Origin of the sequence: Massilia eburnea, from assembly GCF_009720745.1 — a bacterium.
Lineage (GTDB): Bacteria > Pseudomonadota > Gammaproteobacteria > Burkholderiales > Burkholderiaceae_D > Rugamonas > Rugamonas eburnea.
On the sequence record NZ_WNKX01000005.1, the window covers coordinates 138,989 to 162,434 of the forward strand.

General features: G+C 63.5%; 22 protein-coding genes. 12 read left to right on the forward strand and 10 right to left on the reverse strand.

Going from position 1 to position 23,446, the window contains the following annotated elements; genetic code table 11:
* Positions 1–174 precede the first annotated feature (174 nt).
* From GM658_RS08445 to rfaE1, 3 genes are read left to right on the forward strand one after another with little or no spacing between them, the layout of a single operon-like run.
* A complete protein-coding gene (locus GM658_RS08445; protein WP_155453575.1) occupies positions 175–480 on the forward strand; it encodes a LapA family protein in 306 nt (101 codons plus the stop codon).
* Between the two features lie 7 nt (positions 481–487).
* Positions 488–1,663, forward strand: coding sequence for a lipopolysaccharide assembly protein LapB (gene lapB / locus GM658_RS08450; protein ID WP_155453576.1), 1,176 nt, complete (start codon positions 488–490; stop codon positions 1,661–1,663).
* A gap of 4 nt (positions 1,664–1,667) precedes the next feature.
* The gene (rfaE1, locus tag GM658_RS08455) at positions 1,668–2,594 is read left to right on the forward strand and encodes a D-glycero-beta-D-manno-heptose-7-phosphate kinase (protein WP_155453577.1); all 927 of its coding nucleotides are present in this window, start codon (positions 1,668–1,670) and stop codon (positions 2,592–2,594) included.
* A 90-nt stretch (positions 2,595–2,684) separates the two neighbouring features.
* On the opposite strand, the gene GM658_RS08460 is transcribed toward rfaE1, so the two are convergent.
* A complete protein-coding gene (locus GM658_RS08460) occupies positions 2,685–4,496 on the reverse strand; it encodes a M48 family metallopeptidase (protein WP_170298734.1) in 1,812 nt (603 codons plus the stop codon).
* Between the two features lie 166 nt (positions 4,497–4,662).
* Between GM658_RS08460 and GM658_RS08465 the strand changes: the two genes are divergently transcribed.
* The 4 genes from GM658_RS08465 to GM658_RS08480 all read left to right on the forward strand — a co-directional run bounded on the left by GM658_RS08465 (position 4,663) and on the right by GM658_RS08480 (position 7,967).
* On the forward strand, positions 4,663–5,631 hold the full coding sequence (locus GM658_RS08465) for an OmpA family protein (RefSeq protein WP_155453579.1): 969 nt from the start codon (positions 4,663–4,665) through the stop codon (positions 5,629–5,631).
* A 99-nt stretch (positions 5,632–5,730) separates the two neighbouring features.
* On the forward strand, positions 5,731–6,039 hold the full coding sequence (locus GM658_RS08470; RefSeq protein WP_155453580.1) for a ComEA family DNA-binding protein: 309 nt from the start codon (positions 5,731–5,733) through the stop codon (positions 6,037–6,039).
* 80 nt (positions 6,040–6,119) lie between these two features.
* Entirely contained in the window at positions 6,120–7,478 is a 1,359-nt protein-coding gene (locus tag GM658_RS08475) for a M20/M25/M40 family metallo-hydrolase (protein ID WP_155453581.1), read from the forward strand.
* Positions 7,479–7,967, forward strand: a complete 489-nt coding sequence (locus tag GM658_RS08480; protein ID WP_155453582.1) for a type II CAAX prenyl endopeptidase Rce1 family protein — start codon at positions 7,479–7,481, stop codon at positions 7,965–7,967.
* Here the strand turns inward: GM658_RS08480 and GM658_RS08485 are convergent.
* A complete protein-coding gene (locus GM658_RS08485; RefSeq protein WP_155453583.1) occupies positions 7,964–9,679 on the reverse strand; it encodes an FAD-dependent oxidoreductase in 1,716 nt (571 codons plus the stop codon). The two genes, GM658_RS08480 and GM658_RS08485, sit on opposite strands and share 4 nt — an antisense overlap.
* Before the next feature lie 64 nt (positions 9,680–9,743).
* Between GM658_RS08485 and GM658_RS08490 the strand changes: the two genes are divergently transcribed.
* Together GM658_RS08490 and cysM are read left to right on the forward strand one after the other, a co-directional pair.
* A complete protein-coding gene (locus GM658_RS08490; RefSeq protein ID WP_155453584.1) occupies positions 9,744–10,304 on the forward strand; it encodes a GNAT family N-acetyltransferase in 561 nt (186 codons plus the stop codon).
* A 24-nt stretch (positions 10,305–10,328) separates the two neighbouring features.
* The gene (gene cysM / locus GM658_RS08495; RefSeq protein ID WP_155453585.1) at positions 10,329–11,231 is read left to right on the forward strand and encodes a cysteine synthase CysM; all 903 of its coding nucleotides are present in this window, start codon (positions 10,329–10,331) and stop codon (positions 11,229–11,231) included.
* 52 nt (positions 11,232–11,283) lie between these two features.
* Here the strand turns inward: cysM and GM658_RS08500 are convergent, their stop codons facing one another.
* From GM658_RS08500 to GM658_RS08520, 5 genes are all read right to left on the reverse strand, one after another.
* Positions 11,284–11,628 (reverse strand): hypothetical protein, encoded by a 345-nt coding sequence (locus GM658_RS08500; protein ID WP_130314953.1) that lies wholly within the window; start codon positions 11,626–11,628, stop codon positions 11,284–11,286.
* A 247-nt stretch (positions 11,629–11,875) separates the two neighbouring features.
* A complete protein-coding gene (mltB, locus tag GM658_RS08505; RefSeq protein WP_155453586.1) occupies positions 11,876–12,982 on the reverse strand; it encodes a lytic murein transglycosylase B in 1,107 nt (368 codons plus the stop codon).
* Positions 12,979–14,997 carry a transglutaminase TgpA family protein gene (locus GM658_RS08510; protein WP_155453587.1) on the reverse strand — a complete coding sequence of 673 codons (2,019 nt, stop codon included), beginning with the start codon at positions 14,995–14,997 and terminating at the stop codon, positions 12,979–12,981. Before GM658_RS08510 ends, mltB begins: the two co-directional genes overlap by 4 nt.
* Positions 14,994–15,974 carry a DUF58 domain-containing protein gene (locus GM658_RS08515; protein ID WP_155453588.1) on the reverse strand — a complete coding sequence of 327 codons (981 nt, stop codon included), beginning with the start codon at positions 15,972–15,974 and terminating at the stop codon, positions 14,994–14,996. Before GM658_RS08515 ends, GM658_RS08510 begins: the two co-directional genes overlap by 4 nt.
* A gap of 4 nt (positions 15,975–15,978) precedes the next feature.
* Positions 15,979–16,899: an AAA family ATPase gene (locus GM658_RS08520; protein ID WP_155453589.1), complete on the reverse strand. Its 921-nt coding sequence runs from the start codon at positions 16,897–16,899 to the stop codon at positions 15,979–15,981.
* A 61-nt stretch (positions 16,900–16,960) separates the two neighbouring features.
* Here GM658_RS08520 and GM658_RS08525 point away from each other — a divergent pair, with 61 nt between their 5' ends.
* Genes GM658_RS08525 through ylqF form a run of 3 tightly spaced genes read left to right on the forward strand, consistent with a single transcriptional unit; the run spans position 16,961 to position 19,476 of the window.
* Positions 16,961–17,887 (forward strand): histone deacetylase family protein, encoded by a 927-nt coding sequence (locus GM658_RS08525; RefSeq protein WP_155453590.1) that lies wholly within the window; start codon positions 16,961–16,963, stop codon positions 17,885–17,887.
* Between the two features lies 1 nt (position 17,888).
* Positions 17,889–18,491 carry an energy transducer TonB gene (locus GM658_RS08530; protein ID WP_155453591.1) on the forward strand — a complete coding sequence of 201 codons (603 nt, stop codon included), beginning with the start codon at positions 17,889–17,891 and terminating at the stop codon, positions 18,489–18,491.
* A gap of 37 nt (positions 18,492–18,528) precedes the next feature.
* On the forward strand, positions 18,529–19,476 hold the full coding sequence (gene ylqF / locus GM658_RS08535; protein WP_155453592.1) for a ribosome biogenesis GTPase YlqF: 948 nt from the start codon (positions 18,529–18,531) through the stop codon (positions 19,474–19,476).
* Between the two features lie 100 nt (positions 19,477–19,576).
* On the opposite strand, the gene GM658_RS08540 is transcribed toward ylqF, so the two are convergent.
* The 3 genes from GM658_RS08540 to GM658_RS08550 are packed head-to-tail and all read right to left on the reverse strand — an operon-like array spanning position 19,577 to position 23,431.
* On the reverse strand, positions 19,577–20,365 hold the full coding sequence (locus GM658_RS08540) for a DODA-type extradiol aromatic ring-opening family dioxygenase (RefSeq protein WP_155453593.1): 789 nt from the start codon (positions 20,363–20,365) through the stop codon (positions 19,577–19,579).
* A 19-nt stretch (positions 20,366–20,384) separates the two neighbouring features.
* Entirely contained in the window at positions 20,385–21,245 is an 861-nt protein-coding gene (locus GM658_RS08545) for a hypothetical protein (RefSeq protein ID WP_155453594.1), read from the reverse strand.
* Positions 21,242–23,431, reverse strand: a complete 2,190-nt coding sequence (locus tag GM658_RS08550; RefSeq protein WP_155453595.1) for a M1 family metallopeptidase — start codon at positions 23,429–23,431, stop codon at positions 21,242–21,244. Before GM658_RS08550 ends, GM658_RS08545 begins: the two co-directional genes overlap by 4 nt.
* Positions 23,432–23,446 lie beyond the last annotated feature (15 nt).

The window sequence follows — 23,446 nt, forward strand, 5'->3', positions numbered from 1 at the left end:
TGAAGGGGCGGGCATTTGCCTGCCCCTTTTTTTGTTGTTTTAAACCCGGTAAACCTGGGTCTGACCCGAGGGTCAGCCCCTGTCTGATCAGCGGCCTGCGGCTGCGAGACCGTACAGGGTCAGGCACTTGTGCCTGACCCAGGTTTACCGGGTTTAAAAAGATAGGAACCGAGAATGAAATTTATTTCAACCGCCTTCGGCGTTGTCCTGTTTGTCCTGTTCTTTGGTTTTGCCCTGAAAAACACGCAGGAAGTCGACCTGCACCTGTTCCTGAATTACGAGCTGCGCGGCCCTCTGGTGCTGATGCTGCTGGCCTTCTTCGTCGCCGGCGCCGCCCTGTGCATCCTTGCGCTCACCCCAACCTTGTTCCGCCAGCGCCGCGAATCGAACAAGCAGAAATCCACCATCCAATCCCTGCAAAGCGCCGCCATGCAAGTGAACGAGCGCCCTATGCCGGACAGCATCAACACCCAGCAATAAGAAAAATATGGAATTTGAATTCTGGTGGCTGCTGGGCATCCCAGCCTTCTTCACCCTGGGCTGGATCGCCGCCCGCGTCGATATCCGCGCCGTGGTATCCGAATCGCGCACCCTGCCGCGCGGCTACTTCCGCGGCCTGAACCACCTGCTGAACGACCAGCCGGACAAGGCGATCGACTCCTTCATCGAGATCGTCAAGCTCGATCCCGAAACGGCCGACATGCACTTCGCACTGGGAAACCTGTTCCGCCGCCGCGGCGAAACGGAGCGCGCCATCCGCGTACACCAGAACCTCCTGTCGCGGCCCGACCTGCCGGCCGAGCAGCGCGCCCACGCCGAATATGAGCTGGGCCAGGATTACCTGAAAGCCGGCCTGCTGGACCGCGCCGAAGAAACCTACACCCGCCTGCTCGATACCTCTTACGCCGTGCAAGGCCGCAAAGCCCTGCTCGAGATCTACCAGCGCGAAAAAGAATGGCAGCGCGCGATCGATGCAGCCGTCGCGCTGCAGGACGCCGGCGCCGGCTCGCGCCAGAAAGAGATCTCCCAGTTCTATTGCGAGCTGGCGCAGGACGCGCTGGTTCACATGAAGCCCGAAGAAGCGGAACTGTTGCTGGAAAAAGCCCTGCACGCCGACCGCGCCAGCGTACGCGCCACCATCCTGTGCGGCGACGCCTTGCTGGCCAAGGGCGACACCGAAGCCGCGCTGATGATGTGGCGCCGCGTCGAACAGCAATCCGTACCGCACACCGCGCTGGTGGCAACGCGCCTGATGGATGGCTACCGCAAGGTAGGCCGCCCGCAGGAAGGCGTCAGCCTGCTGAAATCCTACCTCGAGCAAGCGTCCTCGATCGACCTGCTGGAAGTGGTGTTCAAGGCCGTCATCGAGCTGGAAGGCGTGGAAACCGCCAAGCAGCTGGTGATCGATGAACTGCGCCGCACTCCAACCCTGCTCGGCCTCGACAAGCTGCTGGAAGCGCGCATGATGGATGCCCCGGCCTCGGTGCTGTCCGAGCTGTCGATGGTCAAGAACCTGGTGCACGGCTACACGCAAAAGCTGGCCCGCTACCAATGCAGCCACTGCGGCTTCAAAGCGCGCCAGTTCTACTGGCACTGCCCGGGCTGCAGCCGCTGGGATTCCTACCCGCCGCGCCGCACCGAAGAACTCAACGTAATGAATTAAGACCATGAGCAAAGCACCCGCACTCGACAAAGTACGCATCCTCGTCGCCGGCGACGTCATGCTCGACCGCTACTGGTTCGGCGACGTCAGCCGCATCTCGCCGGAAGCCCCGGTTCCCGTGGTACGCATCGAACGCCGCGAAGCCCGCCTGGGCGGCGCCGCCAACGTCGCACGTAATGCAGCCGCACTGGGCGCGCACGCCGGCCTGCTCGGCATCATCGGCGCCGACGAAGCAGGCGCCGAAGTAGAGCAGCTGTTACAAGGCGGCGGCATCCACAGCTACCTGAAGCACGACAACGCCATCTCCACCATCATCAAGCTGCGCGTGATCGGCCGCCAGCAGCAGATGGTCCGCATCGACTTTGAAGAAGCGCCAAGCGAATCGGTGCTGCGTAACAAGCTGGTGCAGTTCAAGACCCTGCTGCCGGAATACGACGTGATCGTGCTGTCCGACTACAACAAGGGCGGCCTGGTCGACGTCGCAGAAATGATCGCCACCGCCCGCGCGGCCGGCAAGATCGTGATGGTCGACCCGAAAGGCGACGACTTCTCGCCCTACAAAGGCGCCACCGTGCTGACCCCGAACAAATCGGAACTGAAGCGCATCGTCGGCAGCTGGAGCAGCGAAGAACAGCTGGTCACCAAAGCCCAGAACTTGCGCGCAGAGTTGTCGCTGGACGCACTGCTGCTGACCCGATCGGAAGAGGGCATGACCTTGTTCACGGACAGCGGCATCTTCAACGTCCAGGCCAGCGCCCGCGAAGTGTTCGACGTCTCCGGCGCCGGCGACACCGTGATCGCCACCATGGCCGCCATGCTGGGCTCCGGCGCCGGCTGGCAGGAAGCGGTGGAAACCGCCAACCGCGCCGGCGGCATCGTGGTCGGCAAGCTCGGCACCGCCACCGTCACCCGCGACGAACTATTCGCCTAAAGTTCGGGGGCGGAAGAAAAAAAGGGGACGTAACACATTTTCGGCAAAGCCGAAAATGTGTTACGTCCCCTTTTTTTCTTCCGCCGACTTTTATGATTGTTGGCGCGAGACCTGGTGCCGGTGACGGTAGCCGCCGAGCGTTTGCTTCAGCAGTTCGCGGTGGGGCTTGATGCCGGGCAGCTTCACCTTCTTCGTTGAGGTCTTGCCGCTGCCTGGGTCTTTCACCGTCAGCTTCAGCACGTCGCCGCCGTAGCCGTCTTCGTAATTGATGCCCTTGATCTGGTCCCAGCCGTAATTGCTTTGGTCCTTGGCGACGGTGACGCCGTCATACGCTACCGCAACCGCGCCGAAATCCTGTGGCGGGAAGTACTTCAATACGATGGCAAGCTCCTGTTCATTCGATGGCAGGTAGCGATAGGCCAGCACGTGCTCATGCGCCTGGGCGAAGCGTGATTCGTAGGCGCTCCAGAGGCGGCTCTCGATGTCGGCTGCGTTCAGGATCTCGCTGTACCAGCTCGCCGTCACCTCGGTCGCCACGACGGCGCCAAACAGCTTGGCGGGAATCGGGCTGCTGACATTCTCCATGCGTTCGGTCAGCTTGGGGTGTGAGTCGAATGGGTGCGGGATGTTGGCGCCGTCCATCGCATCCTGGAATTTGTCGGAGTAGGCGAAAGGCTTCAGGCCTTGCGCAACGTAGGCCGAAATGCCGATTTCACCTTCATGGCGTTCGCCGCGCTGGAACAGCTCTTCTTCAATCTGGCCGCGATAGTTGCCGTAGGCGGAAATCTTGATCAGTGCCGAAATCAGCGGCCGTCCGGAAACCGCCTGCGCGGCAGCGCGGTCGGCCAGGAATTCGCGTGCGCGGCTTTCGCGCATCAGGCCCAGTTCCAGTGCGGTGCGGTACACGATCAGCGGGTAGAAGGCGACCAGCGTCATCACCTTGCCGCGCATGGCGCCAATGTAGCCGTCGAACTGCGACAGCGCAGGGCCGAGTTTTGCGCTGCGTTCGGTGTCGCCGCCGCTGAAGTGCGCAAGTTCGTGCGCCAGCACGGCGTCTGCTTCGCGCTGGTCCAGCACGCGAAGCAGCGGGAGGCTGACGAACAGGCTGCGCCCGTCGACAGTCCCTTTGGCCAGCGTGATCGGGCTTTCCGTGACGAAGAAGTTGGTATCGATGCCGCCGATGATCTGGCGTGGCGGTTCGGTGCCCAGCGTCTGGGCCAGGTTGCGCACGCGCTGCCACAATGCCGGCGCATCCTGTTCGCGCACAAGTTCACCTTCGACTTCGAACTTCCATTTGGTGCGTGCAAAAATCTGGGCCACGGCTACCACTGCGGCAGCAGCGGCGCCAATGCCAGTGAGCATTACCAGCTTGACCGAATACCTTTCGAGGTACCAGGCCGTGAGCCAGAACGAGAGCCAGGCCAGCATCGCATTCTGTACCACCACTTCAACCGCGCCAGACCACGACAGCAGGCGCCAGCCGATCAGCAGGCTGCGGTACTGGGCGTCGCGGTCGCGTTGGGCGGCCACGCATAGCGCGGCGATGACTGCGGCCACGGCGGCTCCCCAGAACAGCATGGCTTTGGAGATCGTGTGCGCCCAGTAGAACTGCCACTGGTCGCCCCACGGATCGCAAGCGCGGGCCCGGTAGTCCGCCAGCGCCGGATCATTGTTGCCGCACACGGTGGATGGCGGATTGGCGCGAAAGCGGGCTAGGACTTGCTCGCGTTCCGCCGCCGATTCGCCAGACTTGCGTAAGTCGCCGTCAATGGCTTCGATAAATTGACGGTCCCAGGTTTTCAGTACATGTCCGCTGAAAAGCAGGGTGACCGTCGGGACAAGGGCCAGTGCCAGCACGGCATAAAGCGCCATACGCAGCAGTTCGGATTTAAGGGTATGCAAGGAGCGCATTGGTGATTGAAATTGCCAAAAATTCAAGTATGGCAGGACATCTTTAGTTGCGCCATCGCAATTTCTAATTTTGTGGTAAATCTGGCATCTGATTACCGGCGCGGCAAGCGGAGCTTCTTTGTTATATTGGCAATTCGATCAACCACCGACGATTGCCATGCGCGCCTATCTCCTCGCTGTCCTTGCCGCCATTTCGATCCAAGCAAACGCCCAACCCAATTTCAGCAAAGATATCGCCGGCGGCAGCGACCATCCTTTGCTACACCGCTATGAGGGCTCGATGCTCTATATGTTCGGCGGCGAGAACCTGGGGCCGGCACAAATCGTCGATACCGAGGCCGGCAAGCCGGTGCTGCGCAAGGTGGAGGGCAAGACCGCCAACCGCTTCTACTGGGGTCCGAAAGGCCGTAGCGCGCTGGAGGTTTACCGCAACTACCAGCAGGCTTTGACCGCAGCCGGCTTCAAGACACTCTATGCCTGCGAGACCGATCAATGTGAGAAGGCCAACACGCAGCGCCTGGTGCAGGAGTGGCCGCGCGAGGCGAACTGGAAGGAATTCAATCCTTTGGTCTCCAATATGTTCAACAGCGCCAACCAGCCGCGCTTCCACCTGATCAGCGCGGTCAAGCCTGGTCCGGGCGGCAATACCTATGTCCAGGTCGGCTTGACCGACTTCCCTGAATTCCAGCGCGTGCGCCAGTTCGTGCAGATCGTCGAGCCTGCCGTGATGGAGGGCGGTAAGGTCACCGTTGATACGCGCGCCATCCAGGAAGGATTGCAGCGCGATGGCAAGGTGGCGTTGTACGGCGTGACCTTCGATACCAACAAGGCCGTCATCCGCGAGCAGTCCAGCGAGCAGCTGGAACAGATGGCCAAGGCATTGCAGGCGCAGCCCAAGATGAAAGTCTTTATCGTCGGCCATACCGACGACCAGGGCGAGTTCGAAGCCAACCTGGCCCTGTCCCAGAAGCGCGCGCAGGCGGTGGCCGATGCGCTGGCGTCCAAGTACGGCATTCCCGCCAACCGGATGTTGCCGAAGGGTGTGGCGAACATGGCGCCAGTGGCCAGCAATGCCAGCGATGAGGGCCGCGCAAAGAACCGTCGTGTGGAATTAGTTGTACGTTGATTGATCTGCCTCAAATCCCGCGCAGCCCGTGTCAGCGGGCCGGCGCGCGGGACGTTGTGTCGGCACGAGGTCTTCTCGTGTCCACATTTGGAGGCAATCATGATCAGGAAACTGCTGTTCGCCGTCGCCACGCTGGTGGCTTGCATGGGCATGGCGTTCGCCCAGGTTGACGTCAACAAGGCCGATGCGGCCGCACTCGATAGCATCAAGGGCATTGGCCCGGCCAAGACCAAGGCCATCATGACCGAACGTGCAAAAGGTGAGTTCAAGGATTGGGCCGACCTGGAACAGCGCGTCAAAGGCATCGGCGGCAAGAATGCCGCCAAGCTGTCGGAAGCCGGGCTGACGGTGAATGGCAAACCCCTCGACAGCGCGGCGCCGCATAAAGAGAGCATGAAGAAGAAATAAGCCTTGGAAGTAAGCCATTGCTGCGGGCGTCGCCTTTCGTTAAGATGAGGCACAAATGACTAGGGGCGCCTGCTCACAAGATGGCTTATTCCAAATACACCCTGCTGGCCGCGGCAATCGCTGCGGCCGCTTCCAGCGCCTTCGCTGCCGCGCCGGACACAGACCGCCACCAGCCGCAAGTCGACAAGATCGTCGGCGAAATTTCCGCGCAACGCATTGAATCCAATATCCGCAAGCTGGTCAGCTTCAAGACGCGCCACACCATGTCGGAAACCGAATCCGACACGGTCGGCATTGGGGCCGCGCGGCGCTGGATCAAGTCTGAGATGGAGCGTTGCGGCGCGGGCAGGCTGCAAGTGGCTTTCGACAGCCATATCGCGCCGGTCTCCGCCCGCATCAGCCGCCCGACCGAAGTGGTGAACGTGGTCGCAACGCTGCCTGGCGCGCAAGCCGAATCAAAAGACCGCGTTTATGTGGTCAGCGGCCACTATGACTCGCGCAACAGCGACATCATGGATGCAAAGAATGACGCTCCCGGCGCCAATGACGACGCTTCCGGCACCGCGGCGGTGATGGAAATGGCCTGCGTCATGGCCAAGTACAAATTCGACGCCACCCTGGTCTTCATGGCCGTCGCCGGCGAGGAGCAGGGCTTGCTTGGTGCGCGCCATTATGCGGAGCAGGCGAAGGCGAAAGGCGTCAATATCGCCGGCATGTTCACCAACGACATCATCGGCAGCTCGCACGACGAACATGGCAACAGCAACGGCAAGTCGGTGCGCCTGTTCGCCGAGGGCCTGCCGGTCGAGAAGGAGACCAGCGAGACGACGCGCATGCTGGTGTCTACCGGCGGGGAGAATGATTCTTTGTCGCGCCAGCTGGCGCGCCATGTGAAAGAGCAGGGCGAACGCTACGTGCCCGGCTTCAAGGTGAACGTGATCCAGCGCCGTGACCGTTACCTGCGCGGCGGCGACCACATGCCTTTCCTGGAGAAGGGTTATGCGGCCCTGCGCTTCACCGAGCCGGCGGAAGACTTCAGCCACCAGCACCAGAACCTGCGCACCGAGAATGGCAAGGTGTACGGCGATTTGCCCGAATTCGACGACTTCAATTACATCGCCCAGGTGGCGCGCGTGAATGCCGCGGCCCTGGCGACCCTGGCCAATGCGCCCGCCGCGCCGGCCAAGGTGCAGGTGCGCACCAAGGAGCTGGAAAACGATACGGCCTTTGTCTGGCAAGCGAACAAGGAGCCGGACATTGCCGGCTACCGCATCGTATGGCGCGAGAGCGGCGCCGCCGACTGGCAGGCCAGCCTGTTCGTCGGCAACGTGACCGACGCCAAGATCAGCCTCTCGAAGGACAACTTCTTCTTCGGCATCCAGGCGATCGACAAGGACGGCAACGCTAGCCCCGCCAGCTACCCGACGCCGCTGCGCTAGATGCACGCAACGCTGGCCCGCCTGTCACGGCAACCGGTGTTGGCAGGCGGTCTTGCAGGACTGGCGTCCTTTGTTGCAGGGCAGCTGTTACTGACGCTGCTCGTCGGAACGCCGCCGGCCGACCAAGCGGTAGCGGCGGACGCGATGCTCGCGACAAATAATTTGTGGCTGATTGCCTTCATGGGAAGTATCTGGGCTCCAGTCTTTGAGACTGCTGTGGCCCAGTGGCTGCCAATCGAGCTTATGCAGCGCTTAGCTGCGCCTTCGATGGTCAGCCTGTTTGCCAGTGCAGCTCTCTTCAGCGCCGGGCATATGCTCGGTGGCGGCGGTGCGCTGCAAGGCGCCATCACCTTCGTGTTTGGCGCGGTGCTGGCGGCAATCTACCTTCATTTCCGGAAGCAGGGCCCAGGCCGCGCATTTGCTGCGGCCTGGGCTTGCCATTGCGTGAACAACAGCCTGGCGATCGCCGGGATCGCGCTGGGGCTTTAGACGGCTTGTTCGGCCGGCAGGTTGGCCAGGAAGGCGTGGATCTGCGATACCACGGCCGCGCCTTCGCCCACGCCTGCGGCAACGCGCTTGGTGGAGCCCGAACGCACGTCGCCAATCGCGAACACGCCCGGCACGCTGGTCTCCAGCGGCGCGCGCTGCGGTGCGTCGGCCAGCGTCATTTTGGCGCGGCATTGGTCCTTGACCGCGTCGAAGCCGGTGCGGATGAAGCCTTGCGCATCCACCTCTACGCCGCAGTCGGCCAGCCAGGCCGTGTTCGGGTCGGCGCCGATGAACAGGAACAGGCGGCAAACGTCGCAGCTGTCGATGGCGCCGGTATCCTTGCAGCGGAAGGTCACGCGCGACAGGCCGTCGTCGTTGCCTTCCAGCGCCACGATTTCGGTATGCGTGTGCAGCTCGATGTTCGGCGTGGCCTTGATGCGGTCGATCAGGTAGGTCGACATGGTGGCCTTCAGGCCGTCGCCGCGGATCACCATATGCACCTTGGATGCGTGGCCCGAGAGGAAGACGGCCGCTTGTCCGGCGGAGTTGCCGCCGCCGACCAGCACCACTTCTTCCGCCTTGCACAGCTTGGCCTCGATGGGGGAGGCCCAGAAGTAGATGCCGCGTCCTTCGAATTCGCCGATGTTGTCGAGGCCAGGGCGCTTGTAGCGCGCACCGCTGGCCAGCACCACGGTCTTGGCGCGCACCATCTGGCCGCCCGCAATCTCCACGCGCAAGGGCCAGCTGTCGCACAGCAGGCGTGTGGCCGGCGCGGGTATGGCGACTTCCACACCGAATTTTTGTGCCTGCACGAAGGCGCGGCCCGCCAGTGCGCGGCCGGAGACACCGGTCGGGAAACCGAGATAGTTTTCAATGCGTGCACTGGCCGCAGCCTGGCCGCCGTAGGCCCGCTGCTCCAGTGCGAGCACGGACAAGCCTTCCGAGCCGGCGTACACCGAGGTCGCCAGGCCGGCGGGACCGGCGCCGACCACGACCACGTCCCACAGTTTTTCGGTATCGATATCGGGCAGCAGGCCAATGCAGTAGCCGATTTCCGCATTGCTCGGGTTCATCTTCACCACGCCATCCGGGCACACCACTAGCGGCCAGTCGTCCGGGCCAGGCTGGTAGTACTCGCAGAGGGCTTGCGCCTGCTCGTCATCTTTCGGATCGAGGATGCGGTAAGGGTAGCCATTGCTGCTCAGGAAGGAACGCAGGTGGAACAGGGCCGCATTGCCCGGCGGCGAAACCAGCACCAGGCCGCCGCCTTCGCGCTCCAGCAGGCCCACACGGCGCAGGATCAGGGCGCGCACGATGCGCTCGCCCAGTTCCGCTTCCGCAATCACCAGGGCGCGCAGGTTTTCCGGCGTCACTTCCAGCACCTCGACATCGTCTTTCGCCGTAGCGTTGACCAGGGAGGGGCGGCCCGACAGCTGCGATACCTCTGCGGTAAATTCGCCTGGCCCGTGTTCGGCCAAAAATTCGGAATTGCCCAGGCCATCGTATTTGCAGATGGTGATGGTGCCTTTCAGCTGAACGATCAAGCCAAAACAGGTGTGGCCCGCTTCGAGAATGCGTACGCCGCGCGCATATTGGCGCACCGTGCCAAAACGGTGCAGGCGCTTGATTTCCTGCTCGGTCAGCACCGGGTTGACCTGGTGCCGGCGGCTCTCCAGACTGGACGGAATGGAGATGACTTCTGTATCGCTCATGGGATGGTACTCCTGTCGTAATGAATGTAGTTTAAAGCAATTCGACGCCCTGATATGATTTGCCATGACCTTTATCATCCGGCCGCTCGAATTCGAAGAACTGGCCAGCTTCTTCCATTACCTGAACGACCACCTGCTCGATAACGGGCGCGATGGCGCGCCCTTGTTCCAGCCGATGCCGCGCACCAGCGCCGGCTTCCCGCCGGAGAAGGCGAATGGCTTCAGCACTGGCTTGCAGGCCAGCTTCGGGCAGCAGGGCTGGCGCCGTGTGTGGGTCGCCGTGCGCGAAGGGGAGATCATTGGCCATATCGACCTGCGTTCGCGTCCCGAGGCGCCGGCGCGCCACCGCTGCCTGCTTGGCATGGGTGTGCACCGCGCCGCGCGCCGCAACGGCCTGGGTGCGGCGCTGGTGGCGACGGCTGCCGCCTGGGCGCGTGAACAGGGCCTCGCATGGATCGACCTCGAAGTTTTGGCGGGCAATGTGCCGGCGCAGGCGCTGTACCGCAAATGCGGTTTCGTCCAGACCGGCGAGATCGCTGATATGTTCCGCATCGACGGCGAAAGCCTGGGATATGTATTCATGTCACTGCAGCTCGCCGCCGAAGCGGATAGAATGGCCGTTTGACAGAACAAACGCAAAGCAGGAAACATGGCATACAAGACAATCGCCGATACCATCGGTAACACCCCGCTGGTGCAGCTGGTGCGCATTCCTGGCGCCGAAGCGGCCGCCCGCGGCAACATCATCCTGGGCAAGCTGGAAGGCGACAATCCGGCGGGGTCGGTCAAGGACCGCGCCGCCATGTCGATGCTGCGCCGTGCCGAGGAGCGCGGCCAGATCAAGCCGGGCGATACCCTGATTGAAGCGACCAGCGGCAATACCGGCATCGCGCTGGCCATGGCTGCTGCCATCCGCGGCTACAAGATGGTGCTGCTGATGCCGGAAAACCTGAGCGAAGAGCGGCGCATGAGCATGGCCGCTTACGGCGCCAACATCATCCTGACGCCGAAGACCGGCGGCATGGAATATGCGCGCGACCTGGCGGACCAGATGCAGAAGGACGGCAAGGGCATCATCCTCGACCAGTTTGCCAATGGCGACAATCCGCGCGCGCACTACGAAACCACCGGTCCGGAAATCTGGCGCGACACCGAAGGCCGCGTGACGCACTTCGTTTCCGCCATGGGCACCACCGGCACCATCATGGGCGTGTCGCAGTTCCTCAAGGAGCAGAACGAGGATATCCGTATCATCGGCGCGCAGCCGGAAGAGGGTTCTTCCATCCCGGGCATCCGCAAATGGCCGGAAGCCTATCTGCCGAAGATTTACGACAAGGCGCGCGTGGACCAGGTGGAATACGTGTCGCAAGCGGCTGCGGAGCGCATGGCGCGCCGGCTGGCTGCGGAGGAAGGCATCTTCTGCGGGATTTCGGCAGCAGGCGCCTGTGAGATTGCGCTGCGCATTTCGCAGCAAGTGGAGAACGCGACGATCGTGTTCATCGTCTGCGATCGCGGCGACCGCTACCTGTCGACCGGGGTGTTCCCGGCTTGAGCAAAGCAGTGCTCACCCTCCCCGGGCGGGGAGGGTAAAACAATGACTGCAATCAGCCCTTGTTTTCGGTCGAGCCGCCGGCGCCTTCTTTTGGCTTGAACTGCTTGTCGCTGATGCGGAACTTGTTGCGACGGTCACCCATCAGGTAACGCAGGTCACGGATGCTCAGGTCGGAAACCTCGTGCATGCGGATCAGCAGCGAAGCGCCAACCGGCAGGCGGTGGTGGCGGATCTTGGAGATCACAGGCGGCGCTACTTCCAGAGCGCGCGACAGGGCCGCATCGTTCTTCAGGCGCAGGTTTTCGATCAGGGTGTCGAGCAGGCGATTCGGATTGTACTGCAGCAGATCATCGCCTTCCGACTCGTTGTTCATATCATTACCGACTTGGTTGGTCATGTCCTCTGTTCCTTCTCTAAAGTTGTCCTGCTAACGACCCTCAATCCGCAAACGGATTCCTGTTTAACAAGTTTCATAATATATACACAATTGTACAACAGTGCGGTCAGCAGTACTTGCGTGCAACAAAAAATAGTATATTGCTCTCGAAACGCGTTGTCCTATCGCAACATTCTGAGAGAATTCTACCTGAATTTTTGTGTTATGGTAATTCCGTTCTCTTGCTTATCACACAAGTTACAACCCGTTACATCGTTTCCTCCAATGAAAGCTTTACCGCTTTCCCCAGTTCGACCACCGACATGGCATAGAAATAACTTCGGTTGTACTGAGTGATTGAAAAGAAGTTATTGCTGCCAACCCAGTATTCCGTCGGCTCCGAGCCGTTTTGCAAATCGACCAGGCCGTACAGGCCGGGCGGCAAGTCGACGGCCGGATGCACCCCGTCGGCCAGCAAGGCTTCGGCGCTGTATTGCGCTTCCAGTCCGGTGCCGATGTATTTTTCCCAGGCCCGCTCGGGCGATACTGTGGCTGGATAGGCCAGCGTCGGCGGGTCGTCGCGCTTCCAGCCATGCGCCACCAGGAAGTTGGCCACGCTGCCGATCGCATCGGCGGGAGAATTGCGCAAGTCGACCTTGCCGTCGCCATCGAAATCCACGCCCAGCTTGTAGATATTCCCTGGCATGAATTGCGGCATGCCGACCGCGCCGGCGTAGGAGCCCACCAGCGACAGCGGGTCGAAGCCGGCCTGGCGCGCCGCCACGATGGTCGCTTCCAGTTCGCTGCGGAAGAATTCCATGCGCGCATCGCGGTTAGGTGTGAGCGGGTAGGCGAAGGCCAGCGTGGCCAGCACGTCGAGCACGCGGAACTTGCCCATGTCGCGGCCATAGATGGTTTCCACGCCGAGGATGCCGACGATGATTTCCGCCGGCACGCCGTATTGTGCTTCGGCGCGCGCCAGTGCTTCGCGGTTGGCGTTCCAGAACTCGACGCCGGCGGCGATGCGTTTCGGCTCGATGAAGCGGGCGCTGTAGGCTTGCCAGTTCTTCGGCTTGCCTGGCGGCGCGGGCTTCATCAGCTGCACGGCGGCGTCGATATAACGCAGTTCGAGAAACAGTTTTTCACTGTCGGCGAGGGGCACGCCATCTTTCTGTTCCAGGTCGCCCATGAATTGCTGCACTTCTTTCCATTGGCCGAAGTTGACGAACTCGCCTTCGTAATCGATGGCGGGCTTCTTCGGGGCTTTCTTGACTTTGGCCGGCTTGCGCGCAGCCGCATCGGCGGCGGGCGGCAGGGCAATGCCAAGGCAAGCCATGGCCAGCAGGGTGGGGGGGAGTTTCTTTAAGAATGTCATCGGGATTGCTTCAGCAAACTTTTCAGCCGTGCGACTGGGTTATCTTTGTGCGCTGACGGCGCGCCGTATTTGAGCGCGCCATACAGCTCCAGGAATGCGGTCATGGCAGCTATTTTCTCGCGTGGCAAATTAAGTTGCCGCACGCGTTGCGACAGGCCCAGCGGCCCTTCGTCCGGCGCCTTCGACAGGCCATGCCGCGCCAGTTGGCGGCAGAAGGCAAGGTAGGCGGTATCGACGGGATCGCGCACGCGCCAGGTCCAGCGCTGCCTGGCCAGCCATGCCAGCACGGCGCAGGCCACCAGGGCGGCCAGCAAGCGCCAGTCGCCAAAGGCGGTGGCCAGTTCTTTGAGGAAATTCTCCTGCCTGTTGGGATTGTAATCGAGGATCCATTGGTTCCACGCATTATTGACCGCACTGATGCCAAAACGTAGTTTCGCCAGCCAGGAACCCTGGTCGCGCGCCAGGTTGGCTAAGCCTTGCAAGCCGAATGGCGCTGCTTGCGGCAAGGTTTGCGACAGGCTGCTGCGGATGCGTTCCGGCGCTACGGCGGCGGTCGGGTCGAAGCGCGTCCAGCCGCGCTTGTCGCCAAGCCAGACTTCGCTCCAGGCGTGGGCGTCGGACTGGCGAATGGTGTAGTAGCCGTCGACGGGATTGAACTCTCCGCCCTGGTAGCCGTTCACCACGCGCGCCGGCAGGCCGGCTGCGCGCATGAGGTAGACGAAGGCGCCGGAAAAGTGTTCGCAAAAGCCCTTGCGCGTATCAAACAGGAATTCGTCGACACCGTCGCGGCCCAGCCGGTCGGGTTCCAGCGTGTATTCAAAGTGGTCGCGGAAATTGGACAGCACGGCGGCGATGGCGGCGGCGTCGCCTTTCTCTTCGCGCAGGGCCTGGATCTGTGCGGCGTAGCGCAAGGTGCGTGGGTTGAATCCCTGTGGCAGCTGCAGCCAGGTTTGCAGCGTTTCGGGCGCCAGCTGCGTTTGCGCAACATAGGCGGGATGGGCCACGCTGTCGTAGCGCAGGCGCTTGTCGCTGGCGGCCTGCACCAGCTGTTCCAGCTCGCTGGTGTAAGAGGGACTGGCCTCTTCGATCCTGAACACCGGCTCGCTGAGCTCGAGCATGAAGAGGAATTGCCGGCGGCCCGGTTCCAGTGTCACTTCGTAGGGATAGGATGGGCCGGCATAGGCGATCTGCCGCTGCAGGAGCGCCAGCTGGCGCGGCGATTGCAGTTCGCCGATGCGCGACCAGGTGCGGCCGTCGTAGCGGCTCAGCACGGGCCCGCGCCAGTACAACTGCTGCTGCAGCGGTGCGGCGCCGCTGAACTTGGCGCGGAAGGCCACTTCTTCCGACAGGGCCAGGCTGGTCATGGAGCCGGGCGACATGCTGTCGGACATGCCGCTCTTGCCGCCGCCTGCGTCGCCAGGCAAGCCCCACAGCGGACCCTGGATGCGCGGAAAGCCAATGAACAGCAGCACGCCCAGCGGTGCGGCGACGAGGAAGACCCGGCCGGCCAGCTTCAGGCGCGTGGCCAGTGGCGGCACATGGCCCGTGTACTGGAAGGTGATCTGGGCCGCCAGCAGCACGATGATCGTCACGACCATGACCGCAGCGGTGGCGATCGATTGCGAGTAGAAGAAGTTCGTCAGCAGCAGGAAGAAGGAGAGGAAGATCACCACGAACAGGTCGCGCCGCGCATGCATTTCCAGCAGCTTGAAGGTGAGCAGCAAGGACAGCATGGTGACGCCCGCTTCGCGTCCGAGCAGGGTGTGGAAGTTCAGGTAGACGCCGCCCATCGCCAGCACTGAGACGGGCAGCAGCAGCCACAATGGCGGCAGGCGGCTGCCGCGCAAGGTGACGGCTGCGCGCCAGAGCAGGCTGAGGCAAATGGTGGCGGAGGTCCACAGCGGCAAATGGCCGAAGTGGGGCAGCAGCACCAGCACCGACGCCAGCAGCAACAGCAGGGTGTCCGACTTGTCGCGTGTCAGCGGGCCGGCCAGCCTGGCGATGCCGGCGATCATGGGTCCTCCTTGCCGTACAGGGCCAGGGCGCGCAGGCAGTCGGCGCAATGCAGTTCGCCCAGGCCGAGCGCGATTTTGCGGTGGCCGACGTCCAGGGCGTAGGGCAGGGCGCGCCGTTCCGCTTCCAGCACCCAGGCAGCGAGGCGCGACAGCCGCAGTTCAATATCGAGCAGGGGCGGCAGGGCGTTCAGGTCCAGCAGCAGGTCGGACACCGCACCGCCTTCGAAATGCTTGCTGACCAGGTTGCCGCCATCGGCAGGATGCAGGCGCGCGATCTGGCGCCACGCCAGGTGGCGCATCGGGTCGCCCGGCTGGTAGTTGCGGATGCCGGAGAAATTATCCAGGCCCACGGTGCCGTAACCGTCTTCGCGCGCGGCGCCGCTGGTGGGCAGGGGCGGCGGCGCCACTTCGGGCAGCGGGTAGGCCAGCACTCTCAGGTCCGGCTGCCAATAGGCCCAGGCGCCAAACAGACCAAGCGGGAAGCGTGAAAACAGGCGCACGCGCGGGGCGGTCAGCCAGCCGCGTTCCCTGGTGGGGCGCGACAGGATCACGGTGGCGCTGCTGCCGGAGGCGACGTCGACCGCCTGGCGCGGCTCGCCTTCGTCCTGGAACCCGAGCCAGACGGCATAGCGGTCGCGCGGTGTGTCGTTGCGCAAATACAGTTCGAACTGGGCCTCGGCGCCCGCGAACACCGGCTGCGAGCGGCCCGGCGCCAGGCGCAGGAAGGCCAGGTTCTTGGCCGTCAAATACATATCGACCAGGGCGCAGGAACCGGTGAAGAAGGTCAGCACGAAACCCAGGCCCAGGCTGTAGTTGACCGAGCCGATCAGCATGATCAGCAGCAGGCCGACGAAGGCGATACCGGCTTTGGTGGGCAGGATGAAGACGCGGCGCATTACCAGCTGCACTTCGCCCGGTTCCTTTTCCTTCAGCTGGAAGATCCAGCCTTGCAGCCATCTCCGCGTCGCGGCAAACATGGCCTTAAACCGGGACGGACTTTTGCAGCTGCAGCACCAGGTCGCGGCTGGCCAGCGCGGTGCCGTGCGAAGACTTGAGTGGACGCAGGCGGTGCGCGCACACCGGCACCAGCACGGCTTGCACGTCTTCCGGCATCACATGGTCGCGCCCTTCCAGCGCGGCCCAGGCGCGCGCCGCCTGCAGCAGGGCCAGCGCGGCGCGCGGGCTCAGGCCTTCGGCGAAGAAACCGTTCTGGCGCGACGCTTGCGCCAGCGCCTGGACGTAATCGATCAGGGCGGGAGAGGCGTGGATCTGGCGCAGCGATTGCTGGGCGGCCGACAATTCGGCAGGCGTCATGGACGGCGGCAGGTGCTTGAGCATCTGGCGGCGGTCTTCGCCCATCAGCAGCGCGCGTTCGGCGGCGGCGTCGGGATAGCCGAGCGAGATGCACATCAGGAAACGGTCCAGCTGCGACTCCGGCAGCGGGAAGGTGCCTACCTGGTGGGTCGGGTTCTGCGTCGCGATCACGAAGAATGGTTCGGGCAGCGGACGCGTGACGCCATCGGCGGAAACCTGGCGCTCTTCCATCGCTTCCAGCAGCCCGGACTGGGTCTTCGGCGTCGCGCGGTTGATCTCGTCGGCCAGCAGCACTTGCGTGAAGATCGGGCCGGGATGGAAGGTGAAAGCGTTCAGCTCGCGTTCATAGATCGACACGCCGGCCACGTCGGCCGGCAGCAGGTCGCTGGTGAACTGGATGCGGTTGAATTGCAGGCCCAGCGACAGCGCCAGGGCATGCGACAGCGTGGTCTTGCCGACCCCCGGCAAGTCTTCCAGCAGTAAGTGGCCGCCGGCCAGCAGGCAGGTCAGCGACTGGCGCACCTGCAATTCCTTGCCGACGATGACCTGGCCGACCTGGGCTGCGACGGCGTGCAATTTGGTATACATGGTTTGGGGTCTCATCCCGCCGCGTGGTAGATTAGACGCATTCTATGCGAGAACGCGATTCATGAGCACAGCTATTTACAGCCATCCCGACTGCCGGCGCCACGAGATGGGCGACTGGCATCCCGAATGCCCGGCGCGCCTGCAAGCCATTGCAGACCAGATGATCAACGCCCACATCGACGACTTGCTGGAACACCGCGATGCGCCGCTGGCCGAGGTGGAGTCGATCGCGCGCAACCACACCGCCAACGCCATCGCCATCGTGCGCGACCATCTGCCGGCCGCCGGCGAGTACTACCCGATCGATGGCGATACCTCGCTCAATGCCCACAGCTGGAATGCCGCGCGGCGCGCGGCCGGCGCGGCGATTGCGGCTACCGATGCGGTGATCGACCGCGAGATCGACAATGCCTTTTGCGCGGTCCGCCCGCCGGGCCACCATGCGCGTCCCACCGAGCCGATGGGGTTCTGCCTGTTCAATAATGTAGCGATCGCCGTCAAGCACGCACTCGACGTGCGCGGCCTGGAGCGCGTGGCGGTGGTCGACTTCGACGTCCACCACGGCAACGGCACCGAGGAGGCGTTACTGAACGAACCGCGCGCGTTGATGGTCAGCTTCTTCCAGCATCCGTTCTACCCGTATTGCGAAGTGCTGCCGGAGACGCCGAACCGCGTGAATGTGCCGGTGCCTGCGGGTTCCAAAGGCGACACCGTGCGGGCGCTGGTGCAGGAAAAGTGGCTGCCCGCGCTGCATGCCTTCAGGCCGCAGATGATCTTCATCTCCGCCGGTTTCGACGCGCACCGCGAAGATGATCTGGGCGGCATGGGCCTGGTGGAGGCCGATTACGCCTGGATGACGCAGCAGGTGATGGAAGTGGCGCGCCAGCACGCGCAAGGCCGCATCGTCAGCTGCCTGGAGGGCGGCTACAACCTGTCCGCGCTTGGCCGCAGCGTGGTCGCCCATGTGAAGGCACTGGCGGAACTCTGAGATGCTGCCGCTGTTGATTGCGCTGGCCGGGGCCAGTACATTCCCCTATCAGTCGCTGGCTACGCCGGCCAGCTGCACCGCGCCCGAATGGCCGCGCGAAGCCCTGCGCTACGAAATCGAAGGCTCCACCACGCTGCAATTCCAGATTGGACTGGACGGCGCCGTGCGTAACGCGCAGGTGAAGCAGGGCAGCGGCTGGAGCATCCTCGACCAGGCGGCGCTGGCAGGCTTGGCGCGCTGCCGTTTCAAGCCGGGGCTGGATGCGGCGCGCGAGGGCGTCGAATTCCCCATTCAATATGCGTGGACGCTGGAAGGTCCGGCGCCGCTGCGGCCCAAGCTTCTGCCGGGGACTTGTGCCCCGTCATCGCATTTCCTGCGCTACGACGACTTTGACCGGCAAGTCGATCACCGCGCCTATGTCAAACTGCGCTTCCTGGTCGACGCTGAAGGCAAGCCGCAGCGCATCGTGCCGGAATTGGCCCGCTTCGATCCGGTGGTGGTGCGCGATGCGGTGAATTGGCTGCAAACTTGTCGTTTTGGCATTGCGCCCAAGGCCGCCGGCCCGCGTACCGACACCTCGTTCGGAAGGGTGGTCTTGAGGTAAAATGGCGGATTGTTCATTCGATTCGTAAGGCAAGAGCATGTCTATCCAATGGTTCCCCGGGCATATGAACGCCGCCAAGAAAAAGGCGGCGGAACAGATGGCCGACGTCGATGTCGTCATCGAAGTGGTTGACGCGCGCCTGCCTGCGGCCAGCTGCAATCCGCTGGTGGAGGAACTGCGCAAGTTCCGCCAGCGTCCTTGCCTGAAAATCCTGAACAAGATCGACCTGGCCGACCCGGACGCCACCGCGGCCTGGATCCGACATTTCGAACAGGACAAGACCGTCACCGCCTATGCGATGACCACCAAGAAGCCGTCCGACGTCGCCAAGGTGATCTCCAAGGCGCGCAAGCTGGCGCCACACCGCAATGAACCGACCAAGCCATTGCGCATGATGATCATGGGGATTCCCAACGTTGGGAAGTCGACCCTGATGAACGCGCTGCTCAAGCGCCGCGTGGCCAAGGTGGGCGATGAGCCGGCCGTCACCAAGCAGCAGCAGAAGATTTACCTCGATCTGGAAACGGTGCTGATCGATACGCCCGGCTTGCTGTGGCCGAAGATCGAAATGCCTTCCGATGGTATGGCGCTGGCGGCCTCGCACGCGATCGGCGCCAATGCGCTGATCGAGGAGGAAGTGGCGGTGTGGCTGGCGGAAGAATTGCTGAAGCGCTATCCGGATTTGCTGAAGGCGCGCTACAAGGCGGACGTGTCGGCGATGGATGGCGTGGCGCTGATCGAGCGCGTGGCGCAGCTGCGCAGCTACCGCTTGAAGGGCGGGGATTGGGATTTCGAGAAGGCCTCGCACATGCTGCTGCAGGATTACCGCAGCGGGGCGCTGGGGCGGATTTCGCTGGAGACGCCGGCGACGCGCGCAGAGGCCCTGGTGGCGCATGCCGAGGCTGAACGTATCAAGGCTGAAGAGGCGGAGCGCAAGGCGGCTGAAAAAGAAGCCGAGCGCATGAAGGGCAAGCGGGGTACCTGAAACCGGTACCTCAGTGTCAGACCCGCAGGGGTAGACACTTGACACGCGGCGGCCGCGGGCCGGTGTCGGACCCTGCGGGTCTGACACCGGTTTACCGGTTTCAGCCCAGCTTGAAGCTGCTGACCGCCAGCGCCCCCATGAAGCGGTCCTCGTGATACACCACTTCCGCAACCGCATCCTCCGCCGCACCCACTACCACCATCAAGGGCAGCAAATGCTCCTCACGCGGATGGGCCATGCGCGCAGCCGGGGCCCGTTCCCATTCCAGCAAGCGCGCGGTACGTTCCGCCGGCGCCTCCGCCATGGTCTCGCGCAGCCAGGCATCGAACACGTGCGACGCCTCAGCCCCCACGGCATTGAAAGCGCGCAGGTTGTGGTAACTCAAACCGCTGCCCACGATCAGTACACCCTCATCGCGCAAAGGGCGCAGCAAGCGCCCGATCTCCAGGTGCTCGGCCGGATCCAGCCCATGCCTTAGCGAAAGCTGCACGATCGGTACATCCGCTTCCGGAAACGCCGGATACATGGCGCTGAACGTGCCATGGTCAAACCCCCGCGCCGGATCAAGCCTGGCGCGATCGCCCAGCAGCGAAGCCACGCGTTGCGCCAGCTCCGGCGAACCGGGAGCAGGATATTGGATCTGGTAAGTATGCGGCGGGAAACCGCCATAGTCATAGATCATCGGCGGCCTGGCCGACGATGACAGCAGGAAGTCGCGGCCTTCCCAGTGCGCGGTGACAACGAGAAGGGCTTTCGGCTTGCCGCCAGCCTGGCGCGGCAAGTCGCGCAGCGATGCCTCGAGCTGGTCGTAGGCGTTGCCGAATTGGTCACGCATCCAGGGCCAGGGGCCGCCGCCGTGTGACAGGAAGAAGGTGGGCAAGGTAGACATGCCCACCAATATACTCCGGTCAGCGATTCGCTGCAGATACCGACATCAGCGCAAACAGGCGCGCCGCGCGCATCCAGGCCAGCGTCAGTGCGATAAGCTGGGCCAGCACGAAGGCTGCCGCAAGCAGCAAGGCATTGCTTCCTGCCACCTGCAGGCGCGCCACGGCCAGCACGGACACCAGCAGCAGGCCGCCGACGGTCAGCACCAGATAAACGCACAGCATGGCAGCGGGACGGCGCAGCAGCAGCTTGACGCCCCACCACCAGGCCTTGACGGCGGAGGTGCGGCGGCGATCGATGGCCAGTTGCGCGCGGCCCGCGTCCAGGGTCAGGTTGGCCAGCAACAGCAGGATCACGGTAACGATGTGCGCCGCAGTCGTCCAGTGCGAGGCATCGGATTCCAGTGCCACGGTCAACGCATGCTTCTCTGCCGCCTCGCCCAGCGCGCCGCCGATGGCCAGGGCGACGCCCAGCGGAACGATGGCCCACAGAAGCATGCGAAACATGCGCGGATATTCCGCAATGCCGCCAGCGAACAGCTCGCGGAAGCGCGCCGTTTCCTGCGCGCGGCCGGCAGTGGTGATCACCCCGGTGAGGAAGGGTGACAGTAGTAGCGTGAGGGCCAGCGCGGCGAGGGCGCCGGCTTGCAGTGCGACTGCGTTGCGCCGCAATTCACTCAGCACGTCGGTGACGGCGACCAGGTCCAGCGCACGGGCCAGTTCGGGCGCACGCACGGAATGGTTCAGCAGCTCGGACAGCGTACTCCAGACGGGCAGGGCGAACAGCAGGGCGGGCAGCAGCACCGCGGCCAGCCACACCAGCAGCAGGCGCCATTGCAGGGCGGCGCGGGCCGCATTTTTCAAATTGGTGGTCAGCTTCATACGGTGGCAATCAGGGCAATCAGGGATTGGATAATGGCGGCGAAGTCGAAGGTCCAGCGGCGTGCGGCGCTGCCGTCGGCCTTCAGGGTGCGGCTGTCATCGAGCTTGTTCACGTCGAGCAGGTTCTTGTTGTCCGGGTCGATGCGGGCCGAAACCGCCTTCACCGGCTTGGTCCACTCGAAGGTATGCCAGCGCTCCGCACCGCCCCAGTTGACGGTCTCCTTGCTGCCGTCGGCGAATTCCACCACCAGTACTTGCGGCACGTCGGCGCCGCGGCGGCGCACAGTGACCCTGGTCAGGTAAGGGAAGGGACCGGTGCCGGGCTTGGCATCCGGATGCGCCTTCTCCCACGCCTTGCGCTGCTTGTCCGCCTGTTCCTCGGCCTGGTCTTCGGTCAGCTCGGCGCGCTTGCCGTTCACCAGGTGTATGCCTGGCAGCGGCACCAGTTCGTCGCTGCTGAATTTGGCGACGCGGTCGTCAACCCGTTCGATACTGTAGACCTGCTGGGCGAAGACTTTTTCCACCAGCGCGCGCTGGCCGCTTGCTTCCGCCAGCGTTTCGCGCAGATCGGCGATGCTCGGGTGGCGGAATTTCCAGCGGCGGTAGAACTCCTTGAAGGAGCGCTCCAGCACTTCCTTGCCCAGCTGGGCTTCCAGGTCGTGCATGGCCAGCGCGGTGCGCGAGTAGACCGGCCCAACGCCCTGCAGGCGGTCGTAGGCATTCTGGCCAATCGGGTCGGCGGGTTCATCGCGCGGGGTGCCGAGGCGCTCGATGTGCAGGAAGTCCACCTGAGGGGCAAAGCCCAGGCGGCGCGTCAGGCTGCTGGCGGCATAGTATTTGCGGCCGATCGCGTGCAGCATGCGGTTGTCCCAATACTCGTTCAGGCCTTCGTCCAGCATTGGCTCTTCGAACTCGTTGTTGGCCAGGATGCCGTAGAAATAGCCATGGCCGAATTCGTGGATGGTGACAAAGTCCAGGCCTGCTTCACCGATGGTGCCGGGCGAGACGTCGCCGAAATTATCGGCGGTGAAGAAGGTCGGGTACTCCATGCCGCCCGCTTCGTTGGCGTTGTAGGGCGGTACCACCACCGTCACAGTCTTGTAGGGGTAGGGGCCCAGTGTGCGCGAGAAGTAGTCCAGCGAGTCCTTGGTCGACTTCAGCGCCGGCTCCGCATGCGAAGCGTATTCCGGCGGGAACAGCACGGTGATCTTCACTTCCGGGCTGCCTTCGCCATGCCAGGTGCTGGTCAGCGGCTTGGCGGTGCGGCTGTCGGCGGTCCAGGCGAAATCGTGCACGTCGCCTTGCATGAAGTGGTAGGTCCTCTTGCCGTCTTTTTCGACAGGCTCGCCCTGCTGCTCGCCGGTGGCGCCGACGGTGAAGGCATTGGGCACGGTGAGCTTGACGTCGTAGGCGCCGAAGTCGGCGTAGAACTCCGATTGCGCGTGGTATTCATGCGCATTCCAGCGCACCGCGGTGGCGCCGCGCTCGCCCGGCAATTCCAGCACGCCAATCTTGGGGAACCATTGCGCTACCAGGTGGAAGGTGCCGAAGTAGCCGGAGCGCGCGACCACGCGCGGCAACTGGTCGAAGAAATTGATATCGAGCGTGGTGCTGCCGCCCGGCGCCACCGCCTGCGGCAGGTCCATGCGCACCACGGTCTGGTCGGTGGCCGGGCCGCCGTCCGGATGCACATATGTCCACGGCACGTTGGCGCCGCCTTGCTGCACCCTGCGCAGCTCCATATAGCCCCAGTCGCCGTCCTTGGTGTCGACGCCGGTGCGGAAGCCCGTGCCGCTCTTGCGCTGCTCGGTGAAGAAGGTGCTGCCGGCATTCTGGAAAGCGTTCAGGTACAGGTGCACATACACGCTGCGCACTGGCTCGTTGCTGCGGTTGCGCCAGGTCAGGCGCTGCTTGCCGTCCACGGTGTGCTTGACCGGGTCCAGGCTGGCCTCGATCTTGTAGTCCACCACGCGGTCGGACAGCGTGGCTTCCTGGCCGCTGCGGATGCCGCCCCAGGCGCCGGCGGCGCTAGGCTGGGTAACGGCGGCGGCTTTGGCCGGCGCCAGCGGGATGCCGGCGCCCGCCTCCGGCACGGTGGCGGGGGTACCGCCTTCCGCCCACAGCGTGGCCTGGACCGCTACGCCACCCAGCAGGGCGACCGCAGCCAATATTTGTGCGATGCGCATATGTCTCCATTAAAT

Bases quoted from the DNA above. Each gene is read 5' to 3' on its own strand.
- GM658_RS08445 (WP_155453575.1), top strand. From the start codon at position 175: ATGAAATTTATTTCAACCGCCTTCGGCGTTGTCCTGTTTGTCCTGTTC.
- lapB (WP_155453576.1), top strand. From the start codon at position 488: ATGGAATTTGAATTCTGGTGGCTGCTGGGCATCCCAGCCTTCTTCACC.
- rfaE1 (WP_155453577.1), top strand. From the start codon at position 1,668: ATGAGCAAAGCACCCGCACTCGACAAAGTACGCATCCTCGTCGCCGGC.
- GM658_RS08465 (WP_155453579.1), top strand. From the start codon at position 4,663: ATGCGCGCCTATCTCCTCGCTGTCCTTGCCGCCATTTCGATCCAAGCA.
- GM658_RS08470 (WP_155453580.1), top strand. From the start codon at position 5,731: ATGATCAGGAAACTGCTGTTCGCCGTCGCCACGCTGGTGGCTTGCATG.
- GM658_RS08475 (WP_155453581.1), top strand. From the start codon at position 6,120: ATGGCTTATTCCAAATACACCCTGCTGGCCGCGGCAATCGCTGCGGCC.
- GM658_RS08480 (WP_155453582.1), top strand. From the start codon at position 7,479: ATGCACGCAACGCTGGCCCGCCTGTCACGGCAACCGGTGTTGGCAGGC.
- GM658_RS08485 (WP_155453583.1), bottom strand. From the start codon at position 9,679: ATGAGCGATACAGAAGTCATCTCCATTCCGTCCAGTCTGGAGAGCCGC.
- GM658_RS08490 (WP_155453584.1), top strand. From the start codon at position 9,744: ATGACCTTTATCATCCGGCCGCTCGAATTCGAAGAACTGGCCAGCTTC.
- cysM (WP_155453585.1), top strand. From the start codon at position 10,329: ATGGCATACAAGACAATCGCCGATACCATCGGTAACACCCCGCTGGTG.
- GM658_RS08500 (WP_130314953.1), bottom strand. From the start codon at position 11,628: ATGACCAACCAAGTCGGTAATGATATGAACAACGAGTCGGAAGGCGAT.
- mltB (WP_155453586.1), bottom strand. From the start codon at position 12,982: ATGACATTCTTAAAGAAACTCCCCCCCACCCTGCTGGCCATGGCTTGC.
- GM658_RS08510 (WP_155453587.1), bottom strand. From the start codon at position 14,997: ATGATCGCCGGCATCGCCAGGCTGGCCGGCCCGCTGACACGCGACAAG.
- GM658_RS08515 (WP_155453588.1), bottom strand. From the start codon at position 15,974: ATGTTTGCCGCGACGCGGAGATGGCTGCAAGGCTGGATCTTCCAGCTG.
- GM658_RS08520 (WP_155453589.1), bottom strand. From the start codon at position 16,899: ATGTATACCAAATTGCACGCCGTCGCAGCCCAGGTCGGCCAGGTCATC.
- GM658_RS08525 (WP_155453590.1), top strand. From the start codon at position 16,961: ATGAGCACAGCTATTTACAGCCATCCCGACTGCCGGCGCCACGAGATG.
- GM658_RS08530 (WP_155453591.1), top strand. From the start codon at position 17,889: ATGCTGCCGCTGTTGATTGCGCTGGCCGGGGCCAGTACATTCCCCTAT.
- ylqF (WP_155453592.1), top strand. From the start codon at position 18,529: ATGTCTATCCAATGGTTCCCCGGGCATATGAACGCCGCCAAGAAAAAG.
- GM658_RS08540 (WP_155453593.1), bottom strand. From the start codon at position 20,365: ATGTCTACCTTGCCCACCTTCTTCCTGTCACACGGCGGCGGCCCCTGG.
- GM658_RS08545 (WP_155453594.1), bottom strand. From the start codon at position 21,245: ATGAAGCTGACCACCAATTTGAAAAATGCGGCCCGCGCCGCCCTGCAA.
- GM658_RS08550 (WP_155453595.1), bottom strand. From the start codon at position 23,431: ATGCGCATCGCACAAATATTGGCTGCGGTCGCCCTGCTGGGTGGCGTA.